A 24099-nucleotide genomic window follows, 5' to 3' on the forward strand; every position below is an offset into this window, starting at 1 on the left:
CCTGCAATGGCGGCGGGGATTCGTTCGCCTCACGCCGGGGGGTGCCAGCCGGCATCCACCCACAGCGCGCCGCTGGCCGCCGAGTTGCGGATCATGAACAGAATCGCATCCGCCACTTCCTCGGGCCGCAGCAGGCGGCGCAATTGCGTGAGCGGCAGGATCTTCTCACGCACCATCTTCGGATCCATCGCCCGGACCATCGGCGTGTCGGTAAAGCCGGGGTGGATGATCGCACACCGCACGCCGTGGTAGATCGCTTCCTTGGCCAGCGTCGCCTGCGCGCCCGCGAGCCCGGCCTTGGTCGCTGCGTAGGAGACCTGGCCGCGATTGCCGGCCGAAGAGATCGACCCGATGAAGATGATCGTCCCCTGGACTTTCTCCTCGGGCTCCCAGCGCCCAAGTTTCCGCCGCGCGCGGTCCTCGGCGACGGTGCCGATCATCTCCATCGCCCAGTAGATCGGCGCCAGCAGGTTGATCTCGATGACCTTGCGGAACAGATGCTCGTCGTAGAGCACGGCCTTGCCGGTTTCGTCGAGTTTCACCGCCAGCGCATCGCGCACGATTCCCGCCGCGGGCACGCAGATGTGCACGGGGCCGAAGCGCTGCACCATCTGGGCGTACACGCTCTGGCGAAACGCCGTGCTGCTCACATCGCCCTTGAAGGGCACGAGCACGTCGCGGCCAAGCGTGCGGTTGCCCGCTTCGCACGCGGCGAACACGTCGTCGGACACATCCACCACGCCGATCGCCCGGACCTCTTCGCGGGCCAGCCCCAGGCACGTAGCGCGCGCGATGCCGCTGGCGCCGCCCGTGATCACCGCCACTCGATCGCTCAATTGCATCTTCCGCCTCCGTGCATCATGCGAGCAAAATCCGTCCGCTGCGCTCCCCTGCGCAAAGCGCCGGGTCGCGGCTAGAGGGCGTCCGATCGTGCCGCCAGCCAGTCGCACACGCGCGGCCAGAGTTCGCGATGCGCTTTGCTTCCCACCGCCAGGCCAATGTGCCCGGCGCGGATGCTCATCGCCTCGTAGTCGTCACTGCTGATGTAATCCTTGACCGGCAGGCTCTGACCGCACGGCACGAGATGGTCCGCATCCGCCGTCAGGTTGAGCACGGGGCAATTGATCTTGCGCAGGTCGATGCGGTGCTCGCCCAGCGGGAAGCGCCCCTGCACGAGCAGGTTCTGCTGCAGGCCGTACTTCACGAAATCGCGATACACCTCGCCCGAAATGGGAATGTCGTCGCTGCTCCACGTCTCCATCGCGAAGAACTCTTCGAGAAACGCCTCGTCGGTCATGCGCTCGTAGAAGCCCAGCCACTTGTTGATGTACGTATCCACCGGCCGCAGCAGGCGGAACGAACTGCCGAGAAACTCCGGCGGGACGTTGCCCAGCGTGTCCACGAGGTTGTCCACGTCGAAGTACTTCTGGTCCGTCCACACCGCCAGCAGCTGGCTGCGGTCCGACCAGTCGATCGGCGCCGCCATCAGAATGAAGTTGCGGATGAGTTCCTGGTGCAGCGAGGTGTACATCGCGCACATGGTCCCGCCCATGCAGTAGCCCATGAGCGAGATTTGATCGACGTCGCACGAAAGGCGCAGGTGCTGCACGATGCGGTGCAGGTGCACCTCGATGTAGTCGTGCAGCGTGCGGTCGCTGTCGGCGGGCGTGGGTTCGCCCCAGTCCACGAGGTGAACGTCAAAGCCGCGATTGAGGAACTGCCGGATCACGCTCTTGTGCGGCAGCAGGTCGAGCACGTACGGCCGGTTCACCAGCGCAAAGACGCACAGCAGCGGCGGGGCGTACTGCTTGGGCACGTCGCTACGGTACCGCCGCACCTTCACCGGCCCTGACTCGAAGGCCACTTCAAATTCCGTCGCGCCCTTGCGGGCCTTGCGGGCGTAGTCCATGACCTTGGGCATCATGTTCATGCGCTCGAGCCAGCCCTGCATCGCCGTTTCAGTCGTGCCAGACATTATCGCGCCTTCTTGCTGGTGCGCTTGGTGGATTTCTTCTTGCTCTTCTTCGACGTCGCAGGCTTTCGTGAACTGGTGCTCGCTCGCGCCGCAGCCTTCCCGCCCCGCCGCCGCCCGCCGGCGCCAGCGCCTCCGTCGAGTTTCGCTTCGATGCCCCGCAGCCGCTGGTCCATCTCGTCGAGGCGGCGCGTGAGCCATGATTCGGCGTCGCGCACGGCGCCAACGGCGTCATAGAGACCGAGCGATCCGCCGTACGACTGCTCGGTCGCCTTGCGGATGAACTCATCGACCTGCCGGCGCATGGCCAGGGCGCCTTCGAGCGACGTTTTCATCTGCTCGAGGAACTGCGGGCTGCGCATGTACTCGTCGGCCCAGCGCGCCATGGCGTCCAGCCACGCCTTGTGCATCTGCTTGAATGCCTCGGCGGGCATTTCCGGCATCGACGCCGGCGCCGGCTGGCCGGTCGCGCGGGCGAACTGCCCCATCATCTGCTGCCACGCCGACTGCATCGCTGCGGGGTCGAACGGCGGCATGTTGAACGGGTTCTGGCTCGACGATTGGGTCATCGCAGATTCCTCATGGCCGCGCCGGATCTGGCGGCGCGGACGATCTTCTCGGCGCCGATGGCGAAATCAACCTCCCGGCGACGTGAAACAAGGCCGCCTGCGTCGCTCGTGCGCCGCAGCGGCCTTGCTCTCGTTGCCTTTCGCCGCTGCGCGTTCAGACCTTCGCGGCCGGGCGAGGCTTGTTCTTGCCGTCGGTCGATTCGGTCGTGGCGTTCAGGTTGCCCAGCATGGCCCGGCCGAAGTCGGCCGCGTCGTTGAGCCGCTCGTTCACGAACGCCATCTCGCGGTTGATCACGTCGGCGGTGGTCCGGGCGGACTCCTGCATGAACCTGTCGGTCGCAGCGCGGGTCTTTTCCGCATCCATCGGCCAGGCGAATTCAGGCTGGGCCTTGAAGAACTCGCGGCTGTGCTCGATGCCGTCGCGCATCATGTTGGCGAAGAACTTCTCGCCTTCGAGCGCCTGTCGGGTGGTGTAGTCCATCCACTTTTCCGCGGCGTCGCGCGTCTGCTCGGGCATGGCGTCCATGGCGACGGGCTTACTCATGGCGGTCACCATGTTCGTGACGAACTGCTCGTGGGCCTTGACAGCGCCCAGGGCTGCGTCCGCCCACTGGCGGTTCCAGTTCGCCATCGTCTCGTTGATCTGTTGTGCGTTTGCGTTCATGATTGCTGCTCCCGGCCGGTTCGGGCGGCCTCGCTGGTTTTCAGGAAATCGGCCAATCCACCGGTCTATCATACTTCACATCGGCCCGGCGTCCAGCCCAGATGTTGTGCAATTGCACAAAAAGTTGTGCATAGGCACAAGCCAGGCCCATTCTCAGGCGATGACCCGAGGCGATCTCCATGGCCAGCCGAAAAAAGAAGCCATCCCCCCGCCGATCCCCTTCTTCGAAGCCCCGCCGCGCCAGGGCGGACGCCTCGAACCCCGCCGCGGCCGCGCCGCCGGCGCCGCCGGGCGTGACGGTCATTCGCAAGTACGCCAACCGCCGTCTCTACGACACCGCCGCCAGCGCCCACATCACCCAGGAAGATCTCTACCGCATGGTCAGCCGCGGGCAGGTCGTGCAGATCCTCGACGCTTCCAGCGGCGAAGACATCACCAACCAGACGCTGGCGCAGGCGCTCATCGAACACGACCCGGCCAAACTCCGCCTCATGCCCGCGTGGCTGCTGCACCAGATGATCCGTCTGCACGAGCACGCCCTCGGGGGCTGGATGAGCAGCCTCTGGCAGCCGCTCCAGGCCCCCACTTCGCCCGCAACCGCGTGGCCCGGCGCCGCAGCCATGGGGAGTCTGAACCCGTGGATGCCCTGGCCCGCCGCGTCTGCTTCTCCCGCGCCCGCGCCGCCGGCGGATGCCCAGCGCGAAGCCGCCGTCGATGAACTCCGCCGCGAAGTCTCCCGCCTGCTCCGCCGCCTGGGCGAACTCGAGCAGGAGTAATGGTTCCGATCTTTGTCGACTCGTACTTTTGCCCTATGTTCGGAAACAATTCGGGGGTGGCTTTTACTTTTTTTCGCGTTTCGCTCGATTGCCGCCAGCGTGACTCTAATTTGATGCTATTCTTTCCCACGGTGGGAAAGTTCCGGCGGAGTGGCCGGAGACGCAGGCTCGGGTGACCGGGCTCGGCTTGCGCACAACTCGCTCGTCTGCGATCCTCGAAGGAGAACGGCGGCGCGGGACATACCGGCGGGTTTTTCGCAGCACAGGCGAAACAGAGACAAGCAGCGCTTCACGCGAAGCAAACGATCCTTCAGAAAGGGGTTGCGGAATGTCACGCAAGTCTGTACGGGGTTTTACACTGATCGAACTTCTGGTGGTGATCTCCATCATCGCTCTTCTGATCGGCCTTCTGCTCCCGGCTCTCAGCCGCGCGCGCGAAGCAGCCCGCACCACGGCCTGTCTGAGCAATCTCGGCCAGATCATCCGCTCCTCGCACATGTACCAGGATGACGGCGAAGACTACATGCCCGTCATGCGACCCTACGGCGGCGGCTACTGGTCGAACTTCAACCACGGTGGCCGCTATCCGATTCAGGGCTCCAGCTTCGGCACGCAGAACTACTGCTGCCTCCCTTACGACCGTCCGCTCAACAAGTATGCGCATCCCGATCTGCCCACCGGCGGGCACGGCTGCCTGGATCCTGCACAGTGGGCCAACTGGCAGTCTCGCATGGACCCCGGACTGAGCATCAGTGATTTCCAGAAGGCCGACAAGTTCAACTTCCCGATCTTCGAATGCCCCGCCGACAAGGCCGGCGGCTACAACTACCAGGAAACCGGTGGACAGATCGGCTACGGCCGCTCCTGCTATGCCGCCATTGGCAGCTCCTATCTCTTCAACTGCTACTGGCTCCAGATCCTCTCGGGCCATCCCCGCCGCAGCAGCACCTGGACTTGGGATCGTGGCGTGAAGATGTACCGCCGCGCCCGTCTCGTCTACCCCAGCCAGTTCGTCGGCTACATCGATGACCCCACCGACGCGACCTTCTGGCAGAACCGCGCCCCGGACCGCACCCACCACGGCCAGGCTGACACCAACTCGTGGTCCTTCCTCGACGGCCACGCCGCCCAGATCCAGACCGAGTACGATGGCAACACGGCCCGCCCGCTCTACAACACCTCGACGTACTTCACGGTCTTCCCCGAGTACATCACCCGCTGAACCTGCCTTACCAATCGAGTTCGCAAGAGGGCCCGCACGCATGTGCGGGCCCTTTCTCTTTCCACCCCTGCGACGCCCGCGCCGCTCCCCACTGGCCGATTGGCTGCGGCGCTTTTCGCAGATTTCCCTTGCAGCACTCCTGACCTTCGGTTATACTGGACTGAGCCGCGCGGTCAGACGGCGGACCATGGGGCAGGTCCGCACATTGCCGCGCCAGCCAAACCAACCGAAAAGGGGTCAGCTCATGTCCAGAGATCCGCGTCGGGGTTTTACACTGATCGAACTTCTGGTGGTGATCTCCATCATCGCTCTTCTGATCGGCCTTCTGCTCCCGGCTCTCAGCCGCGCGCGCGAAGCAGCCAAGACCACGGCCTGCCTGAGCCACATGGGGCAGCTCGTTCGCTCGACTTTCATGTATCAGGATGACGGCGACGACTACATGCCCGTTCGGCATCCCTACTCCGGCGGATGGTCGAACTTCAACCACGGCGGCCGCTATCCCGTCGCCGGCGCCACGCTCAACTGGGCCTGCGTCTATCCCTTCGATCGCCCCCTCAACAAGTACGCCCATCCCGAACTGCCGCGCGGCGGCCGATCGGTTCCCGGGAGCGGTGGCCAGGGCACGTTCGACCCCGGACTGGGCCCCAACGACTTCAACAAGGCCGACAAGTTCAACTTCCCCATCTTTGAATGCCCCGCCGACAAGAGCGGCGGCTGGAACTTCCAGGAAGGCGGCGGTCTGAATCCGCTTGACGGCCGCTCGTGCTATCAGGCCATCGGTTGCTCCTACCTCTTCAACTGTTACTGGTTCACGACGCTCTCAGGTCACCCGCGACGCAATTCGACGTGGAACTGGGATCGCGGCACCAAGATGTTCCGACGCGCGCGTCTCGTTTACCCGAGCCAGATGGTCGGATTCTTCGACGATCCAACGGACGCGACGTTCTGGCGCACCCAGCCGCCGGCCCGCACGCATCACGGCCAGGCCGATACCAACTCCTGGGCATTCCTCGACGGCCACGCCTCGCAGATCAAGACCCAGTACGACGGCAACACCAATTTCCCGCTCTACAACACCGCCACGTACTTCCTGGTCTTCCCCGAGTACCTTCAGTAAGCTGCTGCTGCTCCACGACTTGCTCAGACGGGCCCGCCCGCGCGGGCCCGTTTTTTTCATGACGTCCGTCCGGGGGCGTGTTCGCCTCAAATATCAGGGAATTCCCTTGCACGATTCGTCCTGTTCTGTTATACTGGGAGAGCATCGCCGATTGGCGGGGCGCTCGCGGCGGGACTGTTTCGCCACCGGCCACGCACTTGGAACTCGTCTCTGGTCCTCGCACAAAGGGGTCACGTCATGTCCAAACAGTCGCGTCGGGGCTTCACGCTCATCGAACTTCTCGTGGTCATCTCCATCATCGCCCTGCTCATCGGCCTGCTCCTGCCGGCCCTGAGCCGCGCGCGAGAGGCGGCCAAGAACACCGTCTGCCTGGCCAACATGGGCCAGGTCATGCGCTCGTGCACGATGTACCAGGACGATGGCGACGACGCCATGCCGGTGCGCGCGCCCTACGGCAGCAACGGCGAGAACGGCAACCGATCCAACTTCAATCACGGCGGCCGCTATCCCGTCTCCGGCAGCAATATGACGCAGTTCTGCGTCTATCCGTTCGACCGCCCGCTCAACAAGTACGCGCACCCCGAACTGCCGCGCGGCGGATCGCCCGGCCGCGAACCCAACCAGGGCACCTTTGATCAAGGGCTCGGCCCCAACGATTTCAACAAGGCCGACAAGTTCAACTTCCCGATCTTCGAGTGCCCCGGCGACAAGGCGCTGGGCGCCAACTACCAGGAAGGCTGGGGAACGCTCAAGTACGGCCGCTCCTGCTACCAGGGCATCGGCACGTCGTACCTCTTCAACATCTACTGGCAGAACTGGGCGCACCGCAATCACAACCAGAGCTGGACGTGGAGCCGCGGCGTGAAGATGTTCAGGCGCGCCCGCCTCGTGTATCCGAGCCAGTTCGTCGGCTTCTTCGATGATCCGACCGACGTCACCTTCTGGCAGAACCACACGCCCGAGCGCAACCACCACGGCACGCCGGATGTGAACGCCGTCGCCTTCCTCGACGCCCACGCGGCGATGATCAAGATCGAGTACGAGAACAACGGCCAGAGCACGCTGCCCAAGTACAACACCTCCACCTACTTCTTCGTGTTCCCGGAATACCTCCAGCGGAACTGAGCCTGCTCCGGACGCAATCATCCACGGATGCTGCCCCCGGGCAGCGTCCTTTGCTTTTCTTGCCATTCACCTCGCACGCCTCGGGCCATTCGCGACTTCGGGGCGGATTCCCCGAATTGGCCGCCCGCCGCGGGTCGGCGCGATCCGGCGAACTCCGCCGGTCGTATAACTCCGGACGCCGTTGCACACAACGGCCCCGACGGCGCGCGGCGCAGCACGCTTTCCCACCACCCGCCCCGCACAACGACCGCCCGCCGCCCTCCATCCACGAAAGGAGTGGCCCCATGAACCATCGCCGCGCACGTGCATTCACGCTCATCGAGTTGCTGGTCGTCATTTCCATCATCGCGCTGCTCATCGGCCTGCTGCTGCCGGCGCTGAGCCGCGCCCGCGAAGCGGCCCGGACCACGGCGTGCCTGAGCAACCTGAGCCAGGTGGTGCTGGCCTCGGGCATGTACCAGGACGATGGGGATGACTACATGCCTGTCGCCCGGCCGTACCTGGGCAATTACTACTCCAACTACAACCACGGCGGGCGCTACCCCGTGCAGGGCTCGCCCGTGGGCGCCACGGGAGCGCTGCCATACGCGGTGTTTCCCTTCGATCGTCCGCTGAACGCCTACGCGCACCCGGACCTGCCGCGCGGCGGCTCGGCGTGCCTCGATCCCACGCAGTGGGGCCAGTACAACAGCCGCATGGATGCCGGTCTGAGCGAAAGCGACTTCCGCAACCCGGACAAATTCAACTTCCCGATCTTTGAATGCCCGGCCGACGCGGCAGGCGGATACAACTACCAGGAGAACAACGGCAACATCACCTACGGCCGGTCGTCCTATCAGTCGATCGGCTCGTCGTATCTCTTCAACGTTTACTGGTTCTACCTGCTCAGCAGCCACCAGCGCGCCAACGGCACGTGGACCTGGGAGCGCGGCGTGAAGATGTTCCGCCGGGCGCGGCTCGTCTATCCGAGCCAGTTCGCCGCGTACATCGACGATCCCACCGATGCCACGTTCTGGCAGGGGCGAGCGCCCGAGCGCACGCACCACGGCGCCGTGGATACGAACGCATGGGCGTTCCTTGACGGCCACGCCGCGCAGGTGAAGACCGAGTACGACGGCAACACGAGCCGGCCTCTCTACAACACTGCCTCCTACTTCACCGTCTTCCCCGAGTACCTGCAGCGCTAACACCGGAGGGAATCCGCCGGGAATGGCGCCTCGCGTCTCCTTCGTCCTGCCGTAACCTCAGGGAGCCCGTCCCCCACTCAGCGGGCTCCCTGTTCTTTGCGCTCAAGTGATGCGCGCCTGGATGTGCCGCAGAGACCAGAGCGCGAAGGCAGTTCAAGTCGTTCGCGCCGGGCCTTGCGTAGCATTGCCCGCATGACGACGTGGTGGGTGACGGACATCCTCGGCGACGACCCGAGCGGCTACATCCGGCTCCTCAGTTGGATCTTCTGGGTCATCTTCTCCATCTGCCTGCACGAACTGGCGCACGGCTGGGCGGCGATCGAGCAGGGCGACGACACGCCGCGCACCACCGGCCACATGACTCTCAACCCGCTCGTGCACATGGGCCGCATGTCGCTGCTCATGTTCGCCCTCATCGGCATCGCGTGGGGCGCCATGCCGGTGAACCCGAGCCGCTTTCGCGACGGCCTCCTCGGCGACGCCAAAGTGTCTGCGGCGGGCCCGGCGATGAACCTCCTGCTCGCCGTCATTGCCCTCACCATTCTCGGCGCGCTTGAGGCGATGGCGGCGGGCCCCGGGGCGAGCGAGGGCGTCAAGGCGTTCGCCGAGCAGCTCACGCCGTTTCTCTTGATCGGCGGGATTCTCAATATCGCTCTGATGGCGCTGAACCTGCTGCCCATCCCGCCGCTGGACGGCTCGACGATCCTGCGCTCGCTCGTGCCGGCCACCGAGCGCATCTATTCACACCAGAACGTCGACCGCTTTGCGCTGCTGGCGCTGCTGGCGGTCTTCTTCTTCGGCGGGCGGTACCTCTTCTCCTTCGCCGCCAGCGCTGCATACTGGTGGACCGGACTCATCGGGAACCTTCTGACATGAAAAAAGGTACCTGGCACCTTTTGTTAGGATGGGGAAAAAAAGGGGCGGACCCGCGCTACCGCAGCGCGAGTCCGCATGGGTTGTTTCGCCGCGGGTGAGCGCGGCGCTCACGACTTCACGGGAATCTTCCGCCGCTGGGCCTGGCGCGACTTGGGCAGTGTCACCTTGAGCACACCGTCGCTGTAGTCGGCGTCGATGTGATCGGCGTCGATGTCGGCCTCGATCTGGAACCGGCGGTGGAAGTTGCCCACGCCGAACTCCGTCACGACGCGCTTCCACGATTCGCTCTGCCGCTGGGGCACCTGCGCCTCGATCGAGAGGATGCCCTGCTCGAAGGCGACTTCGATCGACTCGCCCGCCGCGCCGGGAAGATCGGCGTGCACTTCGATCGCTGCGTCGGTGTCGATGATGTCCACGTTGGGGCGATACGACCACTCGGCCGCGCCGCTGCGCGCCGTGTCAGGCCGGCGGACGGCGACATTGCCCGTCGATGCGCCCTGAGGGAGTTGGTTGCTGGTATTCATGACTGAGACTCCTTTGGGTTGCGAATCTCGATGTGGTTGAAATGACTGAGAAGTGATCGCTCACGCCTTCTCGCCGCCGCCGCGGATCTGAATCTTGCGCGGCTGTGCGGAGCGGGCCTTAGGCATGGTGATCAGAAGCACGCCGTTGTTCAGCGTTGCCTGCACGCTGTCCACGTCGATGTCCAGCGGCAGCTCGATGGTGCGCTCGAACTCGCCCACGAGGCGCTCGCGCCGCAACGACGTCGCGCCCTCGGGCAGGTTGATCTGCCGCTTGCCGCGGATGGTCAGTTCGCTGCCGGTCATCGACACATCGAGGTCCTCGAACTTCAGGCCCGGCAGCTCAGCCTCGGCGTAGACGTTGGCTTCATCTTCGTAGACGTTGAGCGCGGGATAGTTGATGCGCGCGCGGGGCGCGTTGCCGCCGAGCCAGAAGGGCGAGCGGGCACCGACCATCGAATCGAAGAGCCGGTCCATCTCGGCCAAGGCGCCGACGGGCGAAGCAGAGAAGAAAGAACGGGTCAACATAATTACACCTCCTGAGAAGCATCAGTGGCTGCACAGTTGCACGGCGGCGGATCCGCCGTCCCGGAAGATGAATTGCAATCGGCATACCGCGGCGAAGTGTCGTTTGGTGCCTGTTTTTTGGGGGATTCTCGCCCCCGCGGCTGTCAGCGCGGCACCACCGGCGCGAAGCGTTGCCACTTTGACAGGTCGCGATAAATCCGCCGGCGCGCCGGGCCAGATGCGTGCAGGAGAACCGCCTACGAACGCTCGTTCGGGTCGCCGGCTCTATCGGTCTTGGGCGGCGGCTCATCGATAAAAACGATCTTCATCTGGATCGGCGCGGTGAGTTCATCGAGCTTGAGTTGCGTCAGCCCCTCGCCGGCCGCCGTCCACCGGGCAATCCACGACTTGAGGTACATCTGGTCCAGCGGCGCGTAGCCGCTCGGGCGGATGATGCGCGCTTCGCCGACGCGACCGTGGCGGTCGAAGCGCATCGACACGATCGGATTGCGCACCACGCGCCCGTCCCAGCGGCCGCGGTTGAGTTGCTGCGCGAACATCACATCGTGCGAATCCCAGGTGATGTGCCGGTAGAGCGAGTACGGACGCAGTTCCAGACCCTCGGCAGCGAGCGGCTTGCCGCTGTCCCACTTCGATTCGGGCACCTGCTTCGTGCTCGTCGCGGCAGAGTCCTTGCTGCTCTGCGTCGAGTCGAGCGGCGTCGGCTCACCCTGCGGCGACGAGACGGGCGTCGGCGACACGCCCGGCAGCGGTGATGGCGCCGTCGTGGGAGTCAGCGTCGGGTCCGCCTCGATCACAGTTTCGCTCGGCGCCTGAGGCCGCTCGAGCGGTCGCTCGGCCGGCTGTTGGCTCGGCGCAGGCGACTCGCCCTGCTCGTCCGGTTCATCGATCGGCTCCGCCTGCGGCTGCGGCTCAACCTCGCGTGGCGGAGGAATGAAGCGCTCGGCCGGCGCCGGCGGGAGCGGGAAAGAATCGAACGGCGCGGCTTCGGCGGGCCTGGGCGCCTCCTGCGCCGCCGGCGACGATGAAGCAATCTCCTCTGGCGCTGCCGACTTCGCTCCAGCCTGATCAGGCGCGGCGGGCGGCTCCACTTCAGCAGGCTGAGGCGCCGGCGCCTGTTGTGGCGGCGCCTGCTCAGTGCTCATCGCTTCCGGCGTGCCTCGCGCGATGGCGCTGCTGAATGCGGCCTGCTCGGTTTGGGCGAGGCGCGCCAGGTGCTCCTCGTACTCGTCGTAGCCGATCCACGTCACCACGGCCGGGGCGCCGTCTTCGATGCCGAGTTTGATCTCATCTTCCTCGGGCGGTGGGCTGGTTTCGGGCCGCTGCGGCGACTCGTCAGCGCGCGCCTGGGTAACCGGCAGGCCGCCCCAGCTGCGGATGCCGTGCACCAGCCCGAAAGCGCTCAGATGCAGCGCCAGCGAGGCGATCAGCGCGGCCGCAATCGGAAATGGACCCACCCGAATCGTCATGTGAAATGGTAGTGTGGCCGTGCCACGGCGACATGGCTGAATCCGCATCGCCCCGGCCCGGGTTGCCGCATGAGAGTAGCATCCAGCGATGTCGCCAACTCCGTTCGACACCGAAATGGACGGCCCCCACTGCCACAAGTGCGGCTACCTGCTGCGCGGCGTGCGCTCCTCCATGTGCAGCGAGTGCGGCGAGCCGCGCACCCGTCGCCTCTCCTATTTTGATCGCATGCAGTTCGACGCCATCCGCGCGGCGCTCGATCTCGCGGATGTGCCGCATACCTACGCGGACCCCAGCCTCGGAGCCATCGCCATGCACAACATGGTCCATGGTTTCAACTTTCAGCCGATACTCACCATCCGCTGGACGGAACAGCTCCGCCTCGAGCAGGCCATCGAGAGCGTCGGCCTGACGCCCCCCGTCGCCCTCATTGACGAGATACATCCTTACTGCCCGTGCTGTGGCTTCCTGCTCGTGCGCCCGGAAGTCGGCGAGACGCGCTGCACCGTGTGTAACACACTGTGCGCCTGGTACGACCCTGATGACGAGGATGAAGACGAAGACGAATATGACGCGATGGAGCGCGCCGCCGATGGACCCCGTTGAAGCCTTTGAAGCGCTCGATCTCCGCGTCGGGCGCATCACGCGCTGCGAGCCCAACCCCAAGGCGCGAAAACCTGCCTACTGCCTCTGGCTCGACCTGGGCCCGCAACTCGGCCAGCGCACGAGCAGCGCACAGCTCACCGACCTCTACCAGCCGCAGGATCTCGTCGGCCGCCTCGTCATCGCCGCGGTCAACCTGGGCGCGCGGCGCATCGCCGGGTTCGAATCACAGGTGCTCGTGCTCGGCCTGCCCGATGAGCAGGGCCGCGTCGTGCTGCTCGCGCCGGAGCGCGAAGTCCCGCTGGGCGGCCGGGTGTACTGACCGAAATTCAGCGCGGCACGAGGTAGCCGCGCGCGTTCTCCCAGCGCCGGTCATGGCGAGCGCCCGTCGCCGCGTCGACGTCGTAGAGGATGAAGAACACTTCCCAGTAGCGCCGGCCGCTGCGCTGCACCGTGTACGCCTCGCCCGCGATCACGTACTGCGCCCGCGCCGGCTCGACGGCGCCGTCATCGACGAACCGCAGTCCGCTCGCCTCGCCCGCCGCAGCCAGATCGGCGCGCAATTCGTCTCCCAGCGCGATCACGCCTTCATTGGGCGCGCTCGATCGATTGACCAGGTCGGGCATGATGATGGTGGTGCGCCCCTGCGCATCTCGAGCCGGCTCGCCGATGGCCGTGAGCATGCCGACGATGATCCGCCCGGCCAGATCGGACGCCTCCTGCCCGCCGATGGCGATCGAAGGCTCGCGCTGCACGCGGTTGTCTTCGCGCAGCCCCGCCGGTTTCGCCGCCTCGCGCTGGGTCTGCTCACTTGCACAGCCGATAACAAAAACGGCTAAAGACGCCGCCGCCGCCGCGCGCTTCCATGCGTTGTACCGCCCTGCCATGCGCCCACCTTCTCTTGTAGCGGCCCCCTCGCCGCGCCCGCCGGCCCTGCATTCATCCGTCCGCCCGGGTTACACGCCCCCGCGACCGCCGCGCTTGCGACGATCAATCCTACCGCCTTGCCGCGCTGCCGGCAGCGCCGCGATCGTCGCGCCGCCGCAGCGCATGGTCCACCGAAGGAGCAGACTCATGATGACCAAAGATCAACTCACCAGCGCCATCATCGCCATCAACCAGTCCGCCGCCGTCGAGTTTCTCATGTCGTTCGACATTCGCGACCTCCGCCGCTACCTCGACCACCTCGAACTGACGCGCGAGCCGCGCGGCCGCACATCCGTGTGGAAGCGGCCTGGCGACACGCCCGCGATCGCCGTCGGCTGATTTCGCCGCGCCCCCACGCTGAAATCTCAGCTCGCAGATTCCGCACCACCGGCTCCGTGCCGCAGCGCTCCTTCATGCGGCCCGCGCCGCCGCCGCCAGGCCGCCGCGATGCCCCGCGCCTTCCTCCGGCGTATCCTTGTCATTCCCATGGCACCCGATGACGATCGGCGGAGGAAACGCTGATGGATGTGGACATGATCGTGCTCGAATGCGAAGAGCACATGACCAAGGCCGTCGACTACCTCAAGCAGGAACTCCGCGGCATGCGCACCGGCCGCGCCACCACCGCCATGATCGAACACGTCAAGGTCGAGGCCTACGGCTCGGCCACCGACCTCAAAAACCTCGCCGGCCTCTCCGTCCCAGAGCCCACGCAGATCCTCGTCAAGCCCTTCGACCCATCCACCATACAGGACATCATCAAGGGCATCGAGCGCGCCGACCTCGGCCTCAACCCGCGCCCCGAGGGGAAGCAGATCCGCGTGCCCGTGCCGTCGCTCTCCGGCGATCGCCGCAAGCAACTCGCCGGCCAGTGCAAGACGATGGGCGAGGCGGCCAAGGTCGCCATCCGCAACGCCCGCCGCGACGCCAACAAGCACATCGACCAGGCCGAAAAAGACAAGGCCAACGGCGTCTCCGAAGACATGGCCAAAGGCCTCAAGAACGACATCCAGGAAATGACCAAGAAGTACGAAACCGAAGTCGACACCCTCGTCGACCACAAGACCAAAGAGATCACCGAGGTGTGACGCCCAACGCCCAGGCATCGCCACGCCTGCGCCCGTCGCGCCTGTCACCCGTCCCCTTTCGCCTTGCGACTCTCTCGGCCCCCCGCCGCGTCATTCCAGCGCAGGCGGGAATCCAGTCCGTCTCCTTTCTCCTCTCTCCTCTCAACTCTCTCGCCCCTTCGCCGCCCGCCCCATCGCACCTGGCCGAATATATCGCTCGCCCACGCCCAGCCCCGTCACGTGCTTCGTGCTCGCGCGCCAGCGCTCCATCATCTTCTTCGCCTTGCCGTAATGCAGTCCGAGACACTTCCCGCACACCAGCCGGCGCGGCGGCAGCAGCGGCCCATACCGCGCCGCCACCACCTGCTCATCCTCCGTCGCCGCCGCGCTCAGCCGACCCGCTCGACGCAACTGATCCACCATCTTCAGCCACTCCAGCGCGATCATCGAATCATCCAACTCCTGCGGCGTGCACAGCGGCAGAAACAACTTGTAACACTTGCCCGTGCAAGGCTCGCCCCACGCCTCGCGCCCGATCGCCCACCACCACTTCTGCCGCTCCGTCGGCGTCACGCGCCGCGCATCAGGCCGCCATACCGGCACCGAGCGATACCCCAGCGCCTTCCCAGGGCACATCAGGAAATACCGCCTGATCCGCCGATCCCACTTCTCCCGCAGGTTCGGCAGCACATACGCCTCATCGCTCACCTTCGCCACGAACCAATGCTCCACCGTCAGTTCCTGCTCCCAGTCCGCCGCCAGGCCCAGCATCTTCTCCTGGCACGCACCGCGATTCGGGTTCGCCAGAAGAATCTTGCTCCGCTCCGGGCCCATGTCCGGCCCCGCCAGATCCTTGAGCGAACGCTTCCACCGCTTGTCACGATCCCACCCGCGCACCGGCTGCATCGCGTGGCTCTTCCACCGATAGTCGCCCTGGATCTCGCGCGGCTTGCGCTTCTGGTGCAGCATCCACAGCCAGCGCGCGTGCATCACCACCCGCCCACGCGCTTCGCAGTCGCTCGAGAGCGAACGCACCGGCTCGAGCGCCTCCATCTGCGCCCGCACCTCGCCCACGCGCACCTCGGCACACGCCGAACGATCAATCCGTCCCGACCAGCTCACCCACGAAGGGCGCTGATGCAACGTCCGCAAGTTCGGCACCGCCGGCAGTCGCTTCTGACTCATGCCCCACAACATGCCGCGCAACGCCACGCATGCAAGCGCAAACCCGCCACCATACCCCAGACAGGCGCACATGCGCGCGCCATCTGCCCAACGCCCCGGGTTAGCTAACCCTGGGCGTGACGCGCAAGAACCAATCGCAACCTACTCCGCCACGCGCCGTTGCAGCTTCGACCAGATCGCCGCACCCTCGTCCGCGTGCCTGCGAATGTACGCCACGACTTCCAACTGGTGCGCCCGCGATCTCACCGGCTCCATCTTCGAGCGCGTGGCCCACGCGCCGCCGACGATGCCGCAATCGCGCAGGGCAAACGCCGCGTGCTTCTTCGCCATGCCCATTACGTGTCGAGGCACAGGATCGCGCCCATCCTGCAATGAGTTCGCTCTGCAAAGCCCAGGGATAGCCATCCCCGGGCTTTGCCAATTCGCAAACCTCACCAGCACATGAAAGTGCGTGGCGCCGACGCACAGCTCCACGACCTGCGCATCCAGCGCGATCAGCTTCTCGCCCATCGCCGCGCAGGCCGCCTCGCGCTGCGCTGGCGACAACACCACCGGCGGCCGCTTGAGCAGCGCGCGCGATAACCGCCGCTGCGAAGCGAACGCCTCGGCCGCGGGCGGCCGCCTGTAATCTCCATCAACATGCTCGCGATGATGCCGCGCCCGCCAGCCGCGCTCATCGCCGCGCAGCCACGAGCCGTACGTATGTCCCATGCAGTGGTACCAGTTGTTCCACGGAAGCATGACCTGGCACTCTACGTGTTCGTATTCAGTTAGGCAAGAGGTCGCCAAAGAAAGCCCGGGCATAGCCATGCCTGGGCGATTCCTCTCCTCAATGCCGAGTGCCTGTCGCCAACTCCTCGCTATCTTTTCTCCGTGGCCAAGTACGACGCCCTGCGCGATGAACTCCGACGACGCGGCCAACCTGTCACTCCCGCGAAGGCGGGAGTCCAGTCTCATTCACCTCACCGCATCACCATGACCTTCGCCGAGATCGACCAACTCATCCCCGGCGGCCTACCCAACTCGGCTTACACCTATCAAGCATGGTGGGCCGACGAACGCGATCCCAAGACTCACGTTCACAAGCTCGCCTGGCTCGAAGCCGGCTATCGCGTCGAGCGCTACGACCTCGCCGCGCGAACGGTCACGTTTAGAAAGTGCCGCTGAGAACTTCGCACAACGCCGGGGCATAGCCCGCGAGTCCTCGGACCCATGCGATTCGCTTCGCTTCGTCAGCGCGACCCCGGCCCACCCGTATCTTCCGCGCGTCCGAGCAGCCGCAGGAATTCGTTGACGGCGCTCGCGCCATTCGCGTCGTACCGCTGCCTGGTCGTAGCCACATGATCGGCGTCCACGAGTCGACGAATCTCCCCAAGGCGATGGAACACGACTCGACAAGCATCGGCAGGCGTCAGTCGTTCGCCGCTCGCAGCGCCGTCAAGCAACTCCAGCGCAAAGTCGGGTGAGAAGAAGAAACGCGGCCGCACTTGCGGACCGAACGCGAGCTCCGGCGGCGGATGCTGTCGCTCCACCGTCAGCCTGATGCGCAACACGCCGTCGGTCCACTTGCTCCTGCGCCGGTGCAGGGACTTGGCCTCGCCCAAAAAGCGAAACTGATTCGCCACCAGAAACGGCTCCAGTATCCGCACCATTCCCAGATACATAGCTCCAAGTTCGCGGTCGCGCATAAAACGCTCGAATCAAATCCTGGCCGGAACCAGTGCGTATCCCACCCTGCGAGTCCTCGGACCCATGCTACTCGCTCGTGACGGCGGACGGAACGGCATTCGCCAAACGCTGGAAATATTTTTTTAAGATATCCGGTCCAGCCCCTTGACAAGGGGGGCCTTCGTAGCGGATCATGCCAAGTCCCGCTAACGCACTCCAAACCCAAGGAGACGAAGATGACCCGGCTGCCCTTCTATCTACTCCTCTGCCTGCTTCTCATGCTTACTGGTTGCGCTACGAAGCGGTATGGGCGCATGCAGCCTGTGTCAGCGACCGAGCGACAGCAGCTGTCCTGCCGCGAGATTGACATCGAGATTGCCAAGACCCGCGAGTTCCTCGACCAGATCAACGCCGAAGGATTCGATGGTCGTGATGTCCTCGGCATTCTTGGCGACTTCGGCATCGGGAATGCGATGGAGCGTGGCGACGCTGTCAAGAGTGGCAAGAAGCGCCTGGACGAGCTGGAGGCTCTTCGAGTCGAAAAGGGCTGTCCGGGTAGTGGCTCACAACCGACTGCAATTCAGATCAACTCCAGTTACTCCGGCCCCTCTGCGCAAGCACAGGGCAGTTCCGAATTCGAACGGGCGTTGCGCGGCAAGGATGCCGGCCAACTTGCAGAACTCGCAGCCTACTACGAAGACCTGCTCAGTGTCGAGCCCAACGGCATCGCGGCTCGAAGGAACCTCGCCATGATCCGCTATCAGCAGGGCGAGTACGAAGAAGCATGGAAGCACGTAAAGCATCTGCACCTGCTCGGCACCAACGTCCCGGGAGATTTCGAAGCCCGCCTCGCCGCCGCGATGCCCAAATCTTAAAGAGGAAGTACCGCACCATGAAACATTTCATCATCGCGGGCGCAATGCTGCTAGTGCTCTCCGCCTGCACCAAACCCATCGAAGTAGATTGGAATCCACAGGACGAACCGCCAATCGATGCGCCAGATGAACCAGACGCGCGCGCGGCGACCTGGCCGGAGGCATGGTATGTTCGCTGCGACGCCCACGCAGGCAGACGATGTGGTGGTCCGTATCGCACACAGCAAATGGCTGAGGATGTAGCTCGCGCCCACAATTGCGGCTACCACTGGTGCGTCGGTCTTGCTCGTGTAACGCCGATTAACTGCTGGCACTGACTGCGGCCCCGCGTAACCGACCAATCTAAAGTCCGCAATGGTCACGGAAGCAAGCCGCAACTTGTCGTTCGCGCGCCCGATCGGGCTCTGAAAGGAGATGCCAATGCAGCGACTCCTGATCTGTGCCGCGCTCCTGCTCCTACCCGGGTGCGGCGTCAATGAATGGCAGAGATCCTACCTGCGCGTGAGTGAGCAATCGACGGCGGCGCTCCCCGTCGAAGCTACGATCGAAATGATTGACTGCTCCGACTACGCGGATTCCCTCTTCCTCGAAAGACTCAAAGCAACGCAGGCCAGGGCCCAGCCGCTCGGCTACAGCGTCTTCGACTTCGACAAAGGAGGCAGTGGCCTCGTGGGCGCGATCACGCAGCCCGATTACGTTCGCAAACTCGACGAGTTTGCCCGCACGATCGGCGCCGATCTGGTCATCTATCGCATCAACTACGTCGGCACCGACCGCGTTGAGCGCGTCGAGACCTACGACGCCCCGCGAAACGACACAACCTACCACACCGGCATGATCACGCGCGACGATGGAGCGACGGCCGACTACCGAGGCACTTCAACCAGCGTCGGATGGGAAACCCGGCTCGTCACCCGAACCATCGCAATCGACCGTTACGTCGCGGCGGCCGCTTTCTATCGGTGCCAGCCGGAGTAACGCCAGAGCACCCCAACTGTCTGTCGGGTGCCGCTCACAATCGAGCAACAATCGTACCAGTCCCGTTTTCTTGCCCCCAGCGCTCCCAGCCTCGCGGCGGCGTTAATCACTGCAGGTCAATGGCATCGCTACCTACTGCGCTCTCGTATAGGCGCGCATGTACTGGCCACACCAAAAGACCACTTGGAAGATTCTGGAATAATTCGAAGCGATCTGCCAGCGGCCGAAACTTCTCCCGCCCATACTGGGATATGCCGTTGTAGAACAGGAGTAGCAATTCCTTCTCCGATAATTGAGCGCGAATCAGCCGCGCGTACTCGATCGCGCGATCTCCGGCGTGATCGTTAATAAATCGCAGCATGTGGTATAGATGACGGCAGTAGTGCCCGACTTCCTGCCCGTGATTCTTGTAGAACACACGATATGCCTGATCGATCGATTGCTCATAACCCTCGCGCAGATCAGAACTGGCGAAGTTCGGCGCGGGGCCGATCCTAGCAGTCAAAGTCTTTTTCATCTCGTCAACTATTAGCTTAAGGGCGGCGCGACCCTGAAACACGCCATGCCGCAACAGTGACGTACCCTCCACAATGTCTTGATGCGTGCGCAGCAGTTGAAAGAACCTATTCTCGAAAAGTTGGATTTTCATAGCCTCTGCCTGTCGAGCCAATTCCAACTGCTGCCTTTTGAGCACATTGCGGGTCATTCGCAGTTCCCGACGCTGCAGGTCTAACTCCTGGCTTTGGAGACGTATCGCGTAGAATAACGCGACAAAAGCCAGTGCTGAAAACAGGGCGTTTGATGCGCCGAATGCGTCACCCAAGGAAGCAGCCTCTTCAGCAGACGGTGCCACGCAAAGGACGAATACGAGGTTTGCTAGCCACCCGATGATCGCTATTCCCAGAAGGACGACCAGCAACCGCTGGAGCTTCCATCTGGACTTCGCGTGTCTGGACTGTCGAGACATCGACGCTTCCTCAACTGCGATCTGGACAAAGACCTGTCCGATTTGGGTTCATGATCCGCTAACCCTGCAAGCGGCTTCGGCGAAAGGCGTCGATCCGAGACCGATTGGCTTCCAGCAATGCCGGATAGGCCGTTTCGATCCTCCCCTCTCGGGCGGCTTGATACATTCTGTACAAGAGGTCCTCAAGCAAAAACTCAATCGATTGCAACTCATGGTCGGTCAGTCCGGCAAAGTCCATTTGATAGGGTGTGAACCAATCCAATCCGTCGGGACTGCCACACGTCTCCTCCGTCACTATCGTGAAACTGTGACCATGTCCGCTATCTGCGCACTCATCCAGCAGATCCTTGAGCGCATCGATTGATTGCACTCGATCATCCGGTGCAAATTGCAGCATTTGAACCAATAGGCGCTCCCAAGCCGCCTGCCGCATGCCAAGTTCAGCCGCTCCAAGGCCCTGCTCTAGGTCAAGCGACCCGGTCAGCAAGTAGAAAACAGTGGCCCCGAGTGAGTAGAAGTCACTTCGCTCGTCAACCGACTCTCCCATCATCTGCTCTGGACTCATGAACCCTTGAGTTCCGCAGATCCCCGACGATGTGGTCACAAAGTCATCCATCCTGCTGAGTCGACTTGACACACGACCATGCCGATTGGATTCAGATTGCTGGAGCACTCGAAGGATGCCAAAATCGGCGATCTTGGCAATGACAATCTCGCGCCCAGCGTTCAGGGATGAACTCAGCAGGATGTTCGCCGGCTTGATATCGCGATGCACGACACCATTTCGGTGTGCGCAGGCTAGACCATCCAAAACATTTGCCAATATGGCACCCACTAGTCGGTGTGGAAGCCGCCCTTCGAACCACGTCAAGAGATCATCCGCGGACACGGCCCGCGAGCCGTCTGGGAGTAAACAACCAGTCGCGAGCTCCATTCGAAACCAAGGATGGCCGTGTGTGTCTCCGAAGTCATCCACTTTGATCAGGTTTCGATGGGCGAGCCGGGCAAGTACGCATGCTTCGCGCCTGAACATATCCCGAGCCTTCACGGAGCTAAGCAGGCCTTTCGGGAGAATCTTGACCGCATACTCGGTACCCAAAATCAGATGCCGAACATGAAGCACCTCACCCATCCCACCTGAGCCAAGATGGCCAACCACTTCGTAGCCCGCGAACTTGGTCCCAGGAGGAAACGAAGGGTCGCGTGGTCGTGCCATCGATAGTATCCCCGGAATCACGACGAAATGCCAACCTAGACTGGTGGGGAAAGCAGGGCGACACGGCGCCGAGGCGGCTATGTGCGACGGCGATTGTCTTGCCGATACATCTCCTGCGTCTTCACCCAGAGCCTGAATTCCTGCTCCAGCCGTTGAATCGACTGGCGTATCTCCTTCAGTTCGTCGAGGATGCGAGATTCGTTGTTTGATGTATCCACCTTCGAGGCTTGCTTCGACATCGTCGATCACTCCATTGAGCGTTCAAGGTTCGCAAGTCCGGTCTCGCCGCGACGGGTCTTCGCAGTGGAGGGCCCCGCGGAGGACTTGGGCGTTGCAGGGTAACTTTACTCCTCCTCAACAGTCAAAACCGTCACCCGGCTGTCGGCGTCGGTGGTTGGGTTTTCGCACTGGATGACCCAGCCCGGGACCGTGGCCTTGAACGTCTTTGATCGCCTGAAGCCGGCGGCGGCGCTGCGCACCGCCGACTCGATCTTGCCCTGGTCGAGCGTCTTGCGGTAGATCACATCCGATGCGGCCGTCTTGAAGTTGAGATCCATGGGAGGGGTCCTTGGGAAAGACAGAGGCACTTGGCACGAGGGAAGGCATTAAGCAAAACGGCCGAGGGGGACATTCCCCTCGGCCGCTGAAACGGTCTGCAGATGTATAGTCGAACTCGTGAATGTGGGTTGCAGTACCAGACCCTCACCCTGCCTCCCCCACCGGGAGAAGCAACTGGATTCCCGCCTGCGCGGGAATGACGAATGGCGCCCCCACCCCGGCCCTCCCCCCCAGAGCCGGAGGAGGGAGGAGTGGATTCCCGCCTGCGCGGGAATGACAAGTGGCGCCCCCACCCCGGCCCTTCGACCCTGCTCAGGGCAAGGAATGACGGTCAATCGCGAGCCTGTCTCGATCAATAGTCCATGTCATCCATTCCGCCGCCGCCGGCGGGGACCTTGTCCTTCTTTTCCTTGATCTCCACGATCGCGCAGTCCGTGGTGAGCAGGAGTGCGGCGATGCTGGCCGCGTTCTGGAGCGCGACGCGCTCGACCTTGGTGGGCACGATCACGCCGGACTTGACGAGATCCTCATAAGTGTGCGTCAGGGCGTTGAAGCCGAAGTTGTTGTCCTTGGATTCTTCGACCTTCTGGGCGATGATCGAGCCGTCCAGGCCGCAGTTCTCGGCGATCTGCTTGATGGGGGCGGTGAGGGCGCGGCCGATGATGTCCACGCCGATCTGCTCGTCGCCCCTGGCGGCCTTGCGGGCCTTCTCGAGCGCCTTGCGGCTGCGCAGCACCGCCACGCCGCCGCCGGGCAGGATGCCTTCCTCGACCGCGGCGCGGCAGGCGTGCAGGGCGTCCTCCACGCGGGCCTTCTTCTCTTTCATCTCGACTTCGGTCGCGGCGCCGACGTTGATCTGCGCCACGCCGCCTGCGAGCTTGGCCAGGCGCTCCTGGAGCTTTTCGCTGTCGTAATCGCTCGTGCTGGCGTCGATCTGGTGGCGGATCTGGGCGATGCGGCCCTGGATGTCGGCCTTCTTGCCGGCGCCTTCGACGATGGTGGTGTTGTCCTTGTCCACCGTAACCTTCTTGGCCCGGCCGAGGTCGGCCAGGGTGAGCTTTTCGAGTTCGATGCCGAGTTCTTCCATGATGGCCCGGCCGCCCGTGAGGATGGCGATGTCTTCCATCATGGCCTTGCGGCGGTCGCCAAAGCCCGGGGCCTTGACGGCGCAGACCTTGAGCGTGCCGCGCAGCTTGTTGACCACGAGCGTGGCCAGGGCCTCGCCTTCGATGTCTTCAGCGACGATGAGGATGCCCTTGCCCTGCTCGGCGACCTTGCCGAGGATGGGGATGAGATCTTTGGCGGAAGTGATCTTTTTCTCGTGAATCAGGACGTAACAGTCCTCGAGGACGCACTCCATGTTGGCGATGTCGGTGACGAAGTGGGGGCTGAGGTAGCCCTTGTCGAACTGCATGCCTTCGAGGAGATCGACGTCGGTTTCGAGGGATTTGCCTTCTTCGACGGTGATCACGCCGTCTTTTCCGACTTTATCCATGGCCTCGGCGATGATTTTGCCGATCGCGGCGTCCTGGTTGGCGCTGCAGGTGCCGACCTGGGCGATTTCGGTGGAGGTGGTGACCTTTTTGCTCATTTTGCCGAGTTCTTCAACGACCGCGGCGACGGCGAGGTCGATGCCGCGCTTCACCGCGTTCGCATTCGCCCCCGCAGTGATGTTTTTCAGACCCTCACTAAAAATGGCCTCCGCGTAGATCGTGGCAGTCGTGGTGCCATCGCCAGCGTCTTTTGACGATTTTGAGGCAACTTCCTTCACCATCTGCGCGCCCATGTTTTCGTAGGGGTCGTCGAGTTCGATTTCCTTGGCGACGGTGACGCCGTCCTTTGTAACAGTCGGCGCGCCGAATGATTTTTCGATCATGACGACGCGGCCGGACGGGCCGAGGGTGGTGCGCACTGCGGCGGCGAGTTTGGCGACGCCCTTGCGAATGCGCTCGCGGGCGTCGGCTTCAAAGGCGATGTGCTTGGCAGCCATGTGATTCGTTCCTTCCGGTAAGTGTTAAGTCTTCGGTGTTG

General features: G+C 63.8%; 29 protein-coding genes and 2 pseudogenes. 14 read left to right on the plus strand and 17 right to left on the minus strand.

Annotated features, from left to right (window positions below):
• Positions 1–29 precede the first annotated feature (29 nt).
• The 5 genes from IT430_18025 to IT430_18045 all read right to left on the minus strand — a co-directional run bounded on the left by IT430_18025 (position 30) and on the right by IT430_18045 (position 3509).
• Positions 30–842, minus strand: a complete 813-nt coding sequence (locus IT430_18025; protein MCC6909838.1) for an SDR family NAD(P)-dependent oxidoreductase — start codon at positions 840–842, stop codon at positions 30–32.
• A gap of 71 nt (positions 843–913) precedes the next feature.
• Entirely contained in the window at positions 914–1975 is a 1062-nt protein-coding gene (locus IT430_18030) for an alpha/beta fold hydrolase (GenBank protein MCC6909839.1), read from the minus strand.
• On the minus strand, positions 1975–2541 hold the full coding sequence (locus IT430_18035) for a hypothetical protein (GenBank protein ID MCC6909840.1): 567 nt from the start codon (positions 2539–2541) through the stop codon (positions 1975–1977). Before IT430_18035 ends, IT430_18030 begins: the two co-directional genes overlap by 1 nt.
• A 154-nt stretch (positions 2542–2695) precedes the next feature.
• A complete protein-coding gene (locus IT430_18040) occupies positions 2696–3205 on the minus strand; it encodes a hypothetical protein (GenBank protein MCC6909841.1) in 510 nt (169 codons plus the stop codon).
• A 40-nt stretch (positions 3206–3245) separates the two neighbouring features.
• On the minus strand, positions 3246–3509 hold the full coding sequence (locus IT430_18045; protein ID MCC6909842.1) for a hypothetical protein: 264 nt from the start codon (positions 3507–3509) through the stop codon (positions 3246–3248).
• On the opposite strand from IT430_18045, the gene IT430_18050 reads away from it, so the two are divergent.
• The 6 genes and pseudogenes from IT430_18050 to IT430_18075 all read left to right on the plus strand — a co-directional run bounded on the left by IT430_18050 (position 3499) and on the right by IT430_18075 (position 9508).
• Complete coding sequence (locus IT430_18050; protein ID MCC6909843.1) at positions 3499–3981, plus strand: polyhydroxyalkanoate synthesis regulator DNA-binding domain-containing protein; 483 nt, start codon at positions 3499–3501, stop codon at positions 3979–3981. The genes IT430_18045 and IT430_18050 overlap by 11 nt on opposite strands.
• 328 nt (positions 3982–4309) lie before the next feature.
• Positions 4310–5203 carry a prepilin-type N-terminal cleavage/methylation domain-containing protein gene (locus IT430_18055; protein MCC6909844.1) on the plus strand — a complete coding sequence of 298 codons (894 nt, stop codon included), beginning with the start codon at positions 4310–4312 and terminating at the stop codon, positions 5201–5203.
• 244 nt (positions 5204–5447) lie between these two features.
• Positions 5448–5567, plus strand: a pseudogene (locus IT430_18060) (prepilin-type N-terminal cleavage/methylation domain-containing protein).
• A gap of 990 nt (positions 5568–6557) precedes the next feature.
• Entirely contained in the window at positions 6558–7445 is an 888-nt protein-coding gene (locus tag IT430_18065) for a prepilin-type N-terminal cleavage/methylation domain-containing protein (GenBank protein ID MCC6909845.1), read from the plus strand.
• A 284-nt stretch (positions 7446–7729) separates the two neighbouring features.
• Positions 7730–7849, plus strand: a pseudogene (locus IT430_18070) (type II secretion system protein).
• 975 nt (positions 7850–8824) lie between these two features.
• Positions 8825–9508 (plus strand): site-2 protease family protein, encoded by a 684-nt coding sequence (locus IT430_18075; protein ID MCC6909846.1) that lies wholly within the window; start codon positions 8825–8827, stop codon positions 9506–9508.
• 107 nt (positions 9509–9615) lie between these two features.
• On the opposite strand, the gene IT430_18080 is transcribed toward IT430_18075, so the two are convergent.
• From IT430_18080 to IT430_18090, 3 genes are all read right to left on the minus strand, one after another.
• Positions 9616–10032 (minus strand): Hsp20/alpha crystallin family protein, encoded by a 417-nt coding sequence (locus tag IT430_18080; protein MCC6909847.1) that lies wholly within the window; start codon positions 10030–10032, stop codon positions 9616–9618.
• Positions 10033–10092: 60 nt separating this feature from the next.
• Entirely contained in the window at positions 10093–10557 is a 465-nt protein-coding gene (locus IT430_18085) for an Hsp20/alpha crystallin family protein (GenBank protein ID MCC6909848.1), read from the minus strand.
• A gap of 236 nt (positions 10558–10793) precedes the next feature.
• Positions 10794–12026, minus strand: coding sequence for a hypothetical protein (locus IT430_18090; protein ID MCC6909849.1), 1233 nt, complete (start codon positions 12024–12026; stop codon positions 10794–10796).
• 88 nt (positions 12027–12114) lie between these two features.
• On the opposite strand from IT430_18090, the gene IT430_18095 reads away from it, so the two are divergent.
• Together IT430_18095 and IT430_18100 are read left to right on the plus strand one after the other, a co-directional pair.
• Positions 12115–12630: a hypothetical protein gene (locus IT430_18095; protein MCC6909850.1), complete on the plus strand. Its 516-nt coding sequence runs from the start codon at positions 12115–12117 to the stop codon at positions 12628–12630.
• The gene (locus tag IT430_18100) at positions 12617–12949 is read left to right on the plus strand and encodes a tRNA-binding protein (GenBank protein ID MCC6909851.1); all 333 of its coding nucleotides are present in this window, start codon (positions 12617–12619) and stop codon (positions 12947–12949) included. The genes IT430_18095 and IT430_18100 overlap by 14 nt, the downstream gene beginning before the upstream one ends.
• Positions 12950–12956: 7 nt before the next feature.
• On the opposite strand, the gene IT430_18105 is transcribed toward IT430_18100, so the two are convergent.
• The gene (locus IT430_18105; GenBank protein MCC6909852.1) at positions 12957–13514 is read right to left on the minus strand and encodes a hypothetical protein; all 558 of its coding nucleotides are present in this window, start codon (positions 13512–13514) and stop codon (positions 12957–12959) included.
• A 187-nt stretch (positions 13515–13701) separates the two neighbouring features.
• Here IT430_18105 and IT430_18110 point away from each other — a divergent pair, with 187 nt between their 5' ends.
• Both IT430_18110 and frr read left to right on the plus strand, forming a co-directional pair.
• Entirely contained in the window at positions 13702–13893 is a 192-nt protein-coding gene (locus tag IT430_18110) for a hypothetical protein (GenBank protein ID MCC6909853.1), read from the plus strand.
• 182 nt (positions 13894–14075) lie between these two features.
• Positions 14076–14642, plus strand: a complete 567-nt coding sequence (gene frr / locus IT430_18115; GenBank protein ID MCC6909854.1) for a ribosome recycling factor — start codon at positions 14076–14078, stop codon at positions 14640–14642.
• Between the two features lie 141 nt (positions 14643–14783).
• Here frr and IT430_18120 read toward each other — a convergent pair whose 3' ends face one another.
• On the minus strand, positions 14784–15806 hold the full coding sequence (locus IT430_18120; protein MCC6909855.1) for a hypothetical protein: 1023 nt from the start codon (positions 15804–15806) through the stop codon (positions 14784–14786).
• 141 nt (positions 15807–15947) lie between these two features.
• Positions 15948–16547: a hypothetical protein gene (locus tag IT430_18125; GenBank protein MCC6909856.1), complete on the minus strand. Its 600-nt coding sequence runs from the start codon at positions 16545–16547 to the stop codon at positions 15948–15950.
• 132 nt (positions 16548–16679) lie between these two features.
• On the opposite strand from IT430_18125, the gene IT430_18130 reads away from it, so the two are divergent.
• Entirely contained in the window at positions 16680–16973 is a 294-nt protein-coding gene (locus tag IT430_18130; protein MCC6909857.1) for a hypothetical protein, read from the plus strand.
• A 65-nt stretch (positions 16974–17038) separates the two neighbouring features.
• Here IT430_18130 and IT430_18135 read toward each other — a convergent pair whose 3' ends face one another.
• Entirely contained in the window at positions 17039–17494 is a 456-nt protein-coding gene (locus tag IT430_18135; protein MCC6909858.1) for a hypothetical protein, read from the minus strand.
• A gap of 216 nt (positions 17495–17710) precedes the next feature.
• Between IT430_18135 and IT430_18140 the strand changes: the two genes are divergently transcribed.
• The 3 genes from IT430_18140 (at position 17711) to IT430_18150 (ending at position 19327) form a co-directional block, all read left to right on the plus strand.
• Complete coding sequence (locus tag IT430_18140) at positions 17711–18349, plus strand: tetratricopeptide repeat protein (protein MCC6909859.1); 639 nt, start codon at positions 17711–17713, stop codon at positions 18347–18349.
• A gap of 17 nt (positions 18350–18366) precedes the next feature.
• Entirely contained in the window at positions 18367–18666 is a 300-nt protein-coding gene (locus IT430_18145; protein ID MCC6909860.1) for a hypothetical protein, read from the plus strand.
• A gap of 103 nt (positions 18667–18769) precedes the next feature.
• On the plus strand, positions 18770–19327 hold the full coding sequence (locus IT430_18150; protein MCC6909861.1) for a hypothetical protein: 558 nt from the start codon (positions 18770–18772) through the stop codon (positions 19325–19327).
• A gap of 106 nt (positions 19328–19433) precedes the next feature.
• On the opposite strand, the gene IT430_18155 is transcribed toward IT430_18150, so the two are convergent.
• The 5 genes from IT430_18155 to groL all read right to left on the minus strand — a co-directional run bounded on the left by IT430_18155 (position 19434) and on the right by groL (position 24058).
• Positions 19434–20294: a putative phage abortive infection protein gene (locus IT430_18155; GenBank protein ID MCC6909862.1), complete on the minus strand. Its 861-nt coding sequence runs from the start codon at positions 20292–20294 to the stop codon at positions 19434–19436.
• Positions 20295–20352: 58 nt separating this feature from the next.
• On the minus strand, positions 20353–21426 hold the full coding sequence (locus IT430_18160) for a serine/threonine protein kinase (protein MCC6909863.1): 1074 nt from the start codon (positions 21424–21426) through the stop codon (positions 20353–20355).
• A gap of 161 nt (positions 21427–21587) precedes the next feature.
• Positions 21588–21749 carry a hypothetical protein gene (locus IT430_18165; GenBank protein ID MCC6909864.1) on the minus strand — a complete coding sequence of 54 codons (162 nt, stop codon included), beginning with the start codon at positions 21747–21749 and terminating at the stop codon, positions 21588–21590.
• Positions 21750–21854: 105 nt separating this feature from the next.
• Positions 21855–22067 carry a hypothetical protein gene (locus IT430_18170; GenBank protein MCC6909865.1) on the minus strand — a complete coding sequence of 71 codons (213 nt, stop codon included), beginning with the start codon at positions 22065–22067 and terminating at the stop codon, positions 21855–21857.
• A gap of 353 nt (positions 22068–22420) precedes the next feature.
• Positions 22421–24058: a chaperonin GroEL gene (gene groL / locus IT430_18175; protein MCC6909866.1), complete on the minus strand. Its 1638-nt coding sequence runs from the start codon at positions 24056–24058 to the stop codon at positions 22421–22423.
• Positions 24059–24099: the final 41 nt, after the last annotated feature.

This window comes from Phycisphaerales bacterium, from assembly GCA_020852515.1.
In the GTDB taxonomy this organism is placed as follows: Bacteria; Planctomycetota; Phycisphaerae; order Phycisphaerales; family UBA5793; genus UBA5793.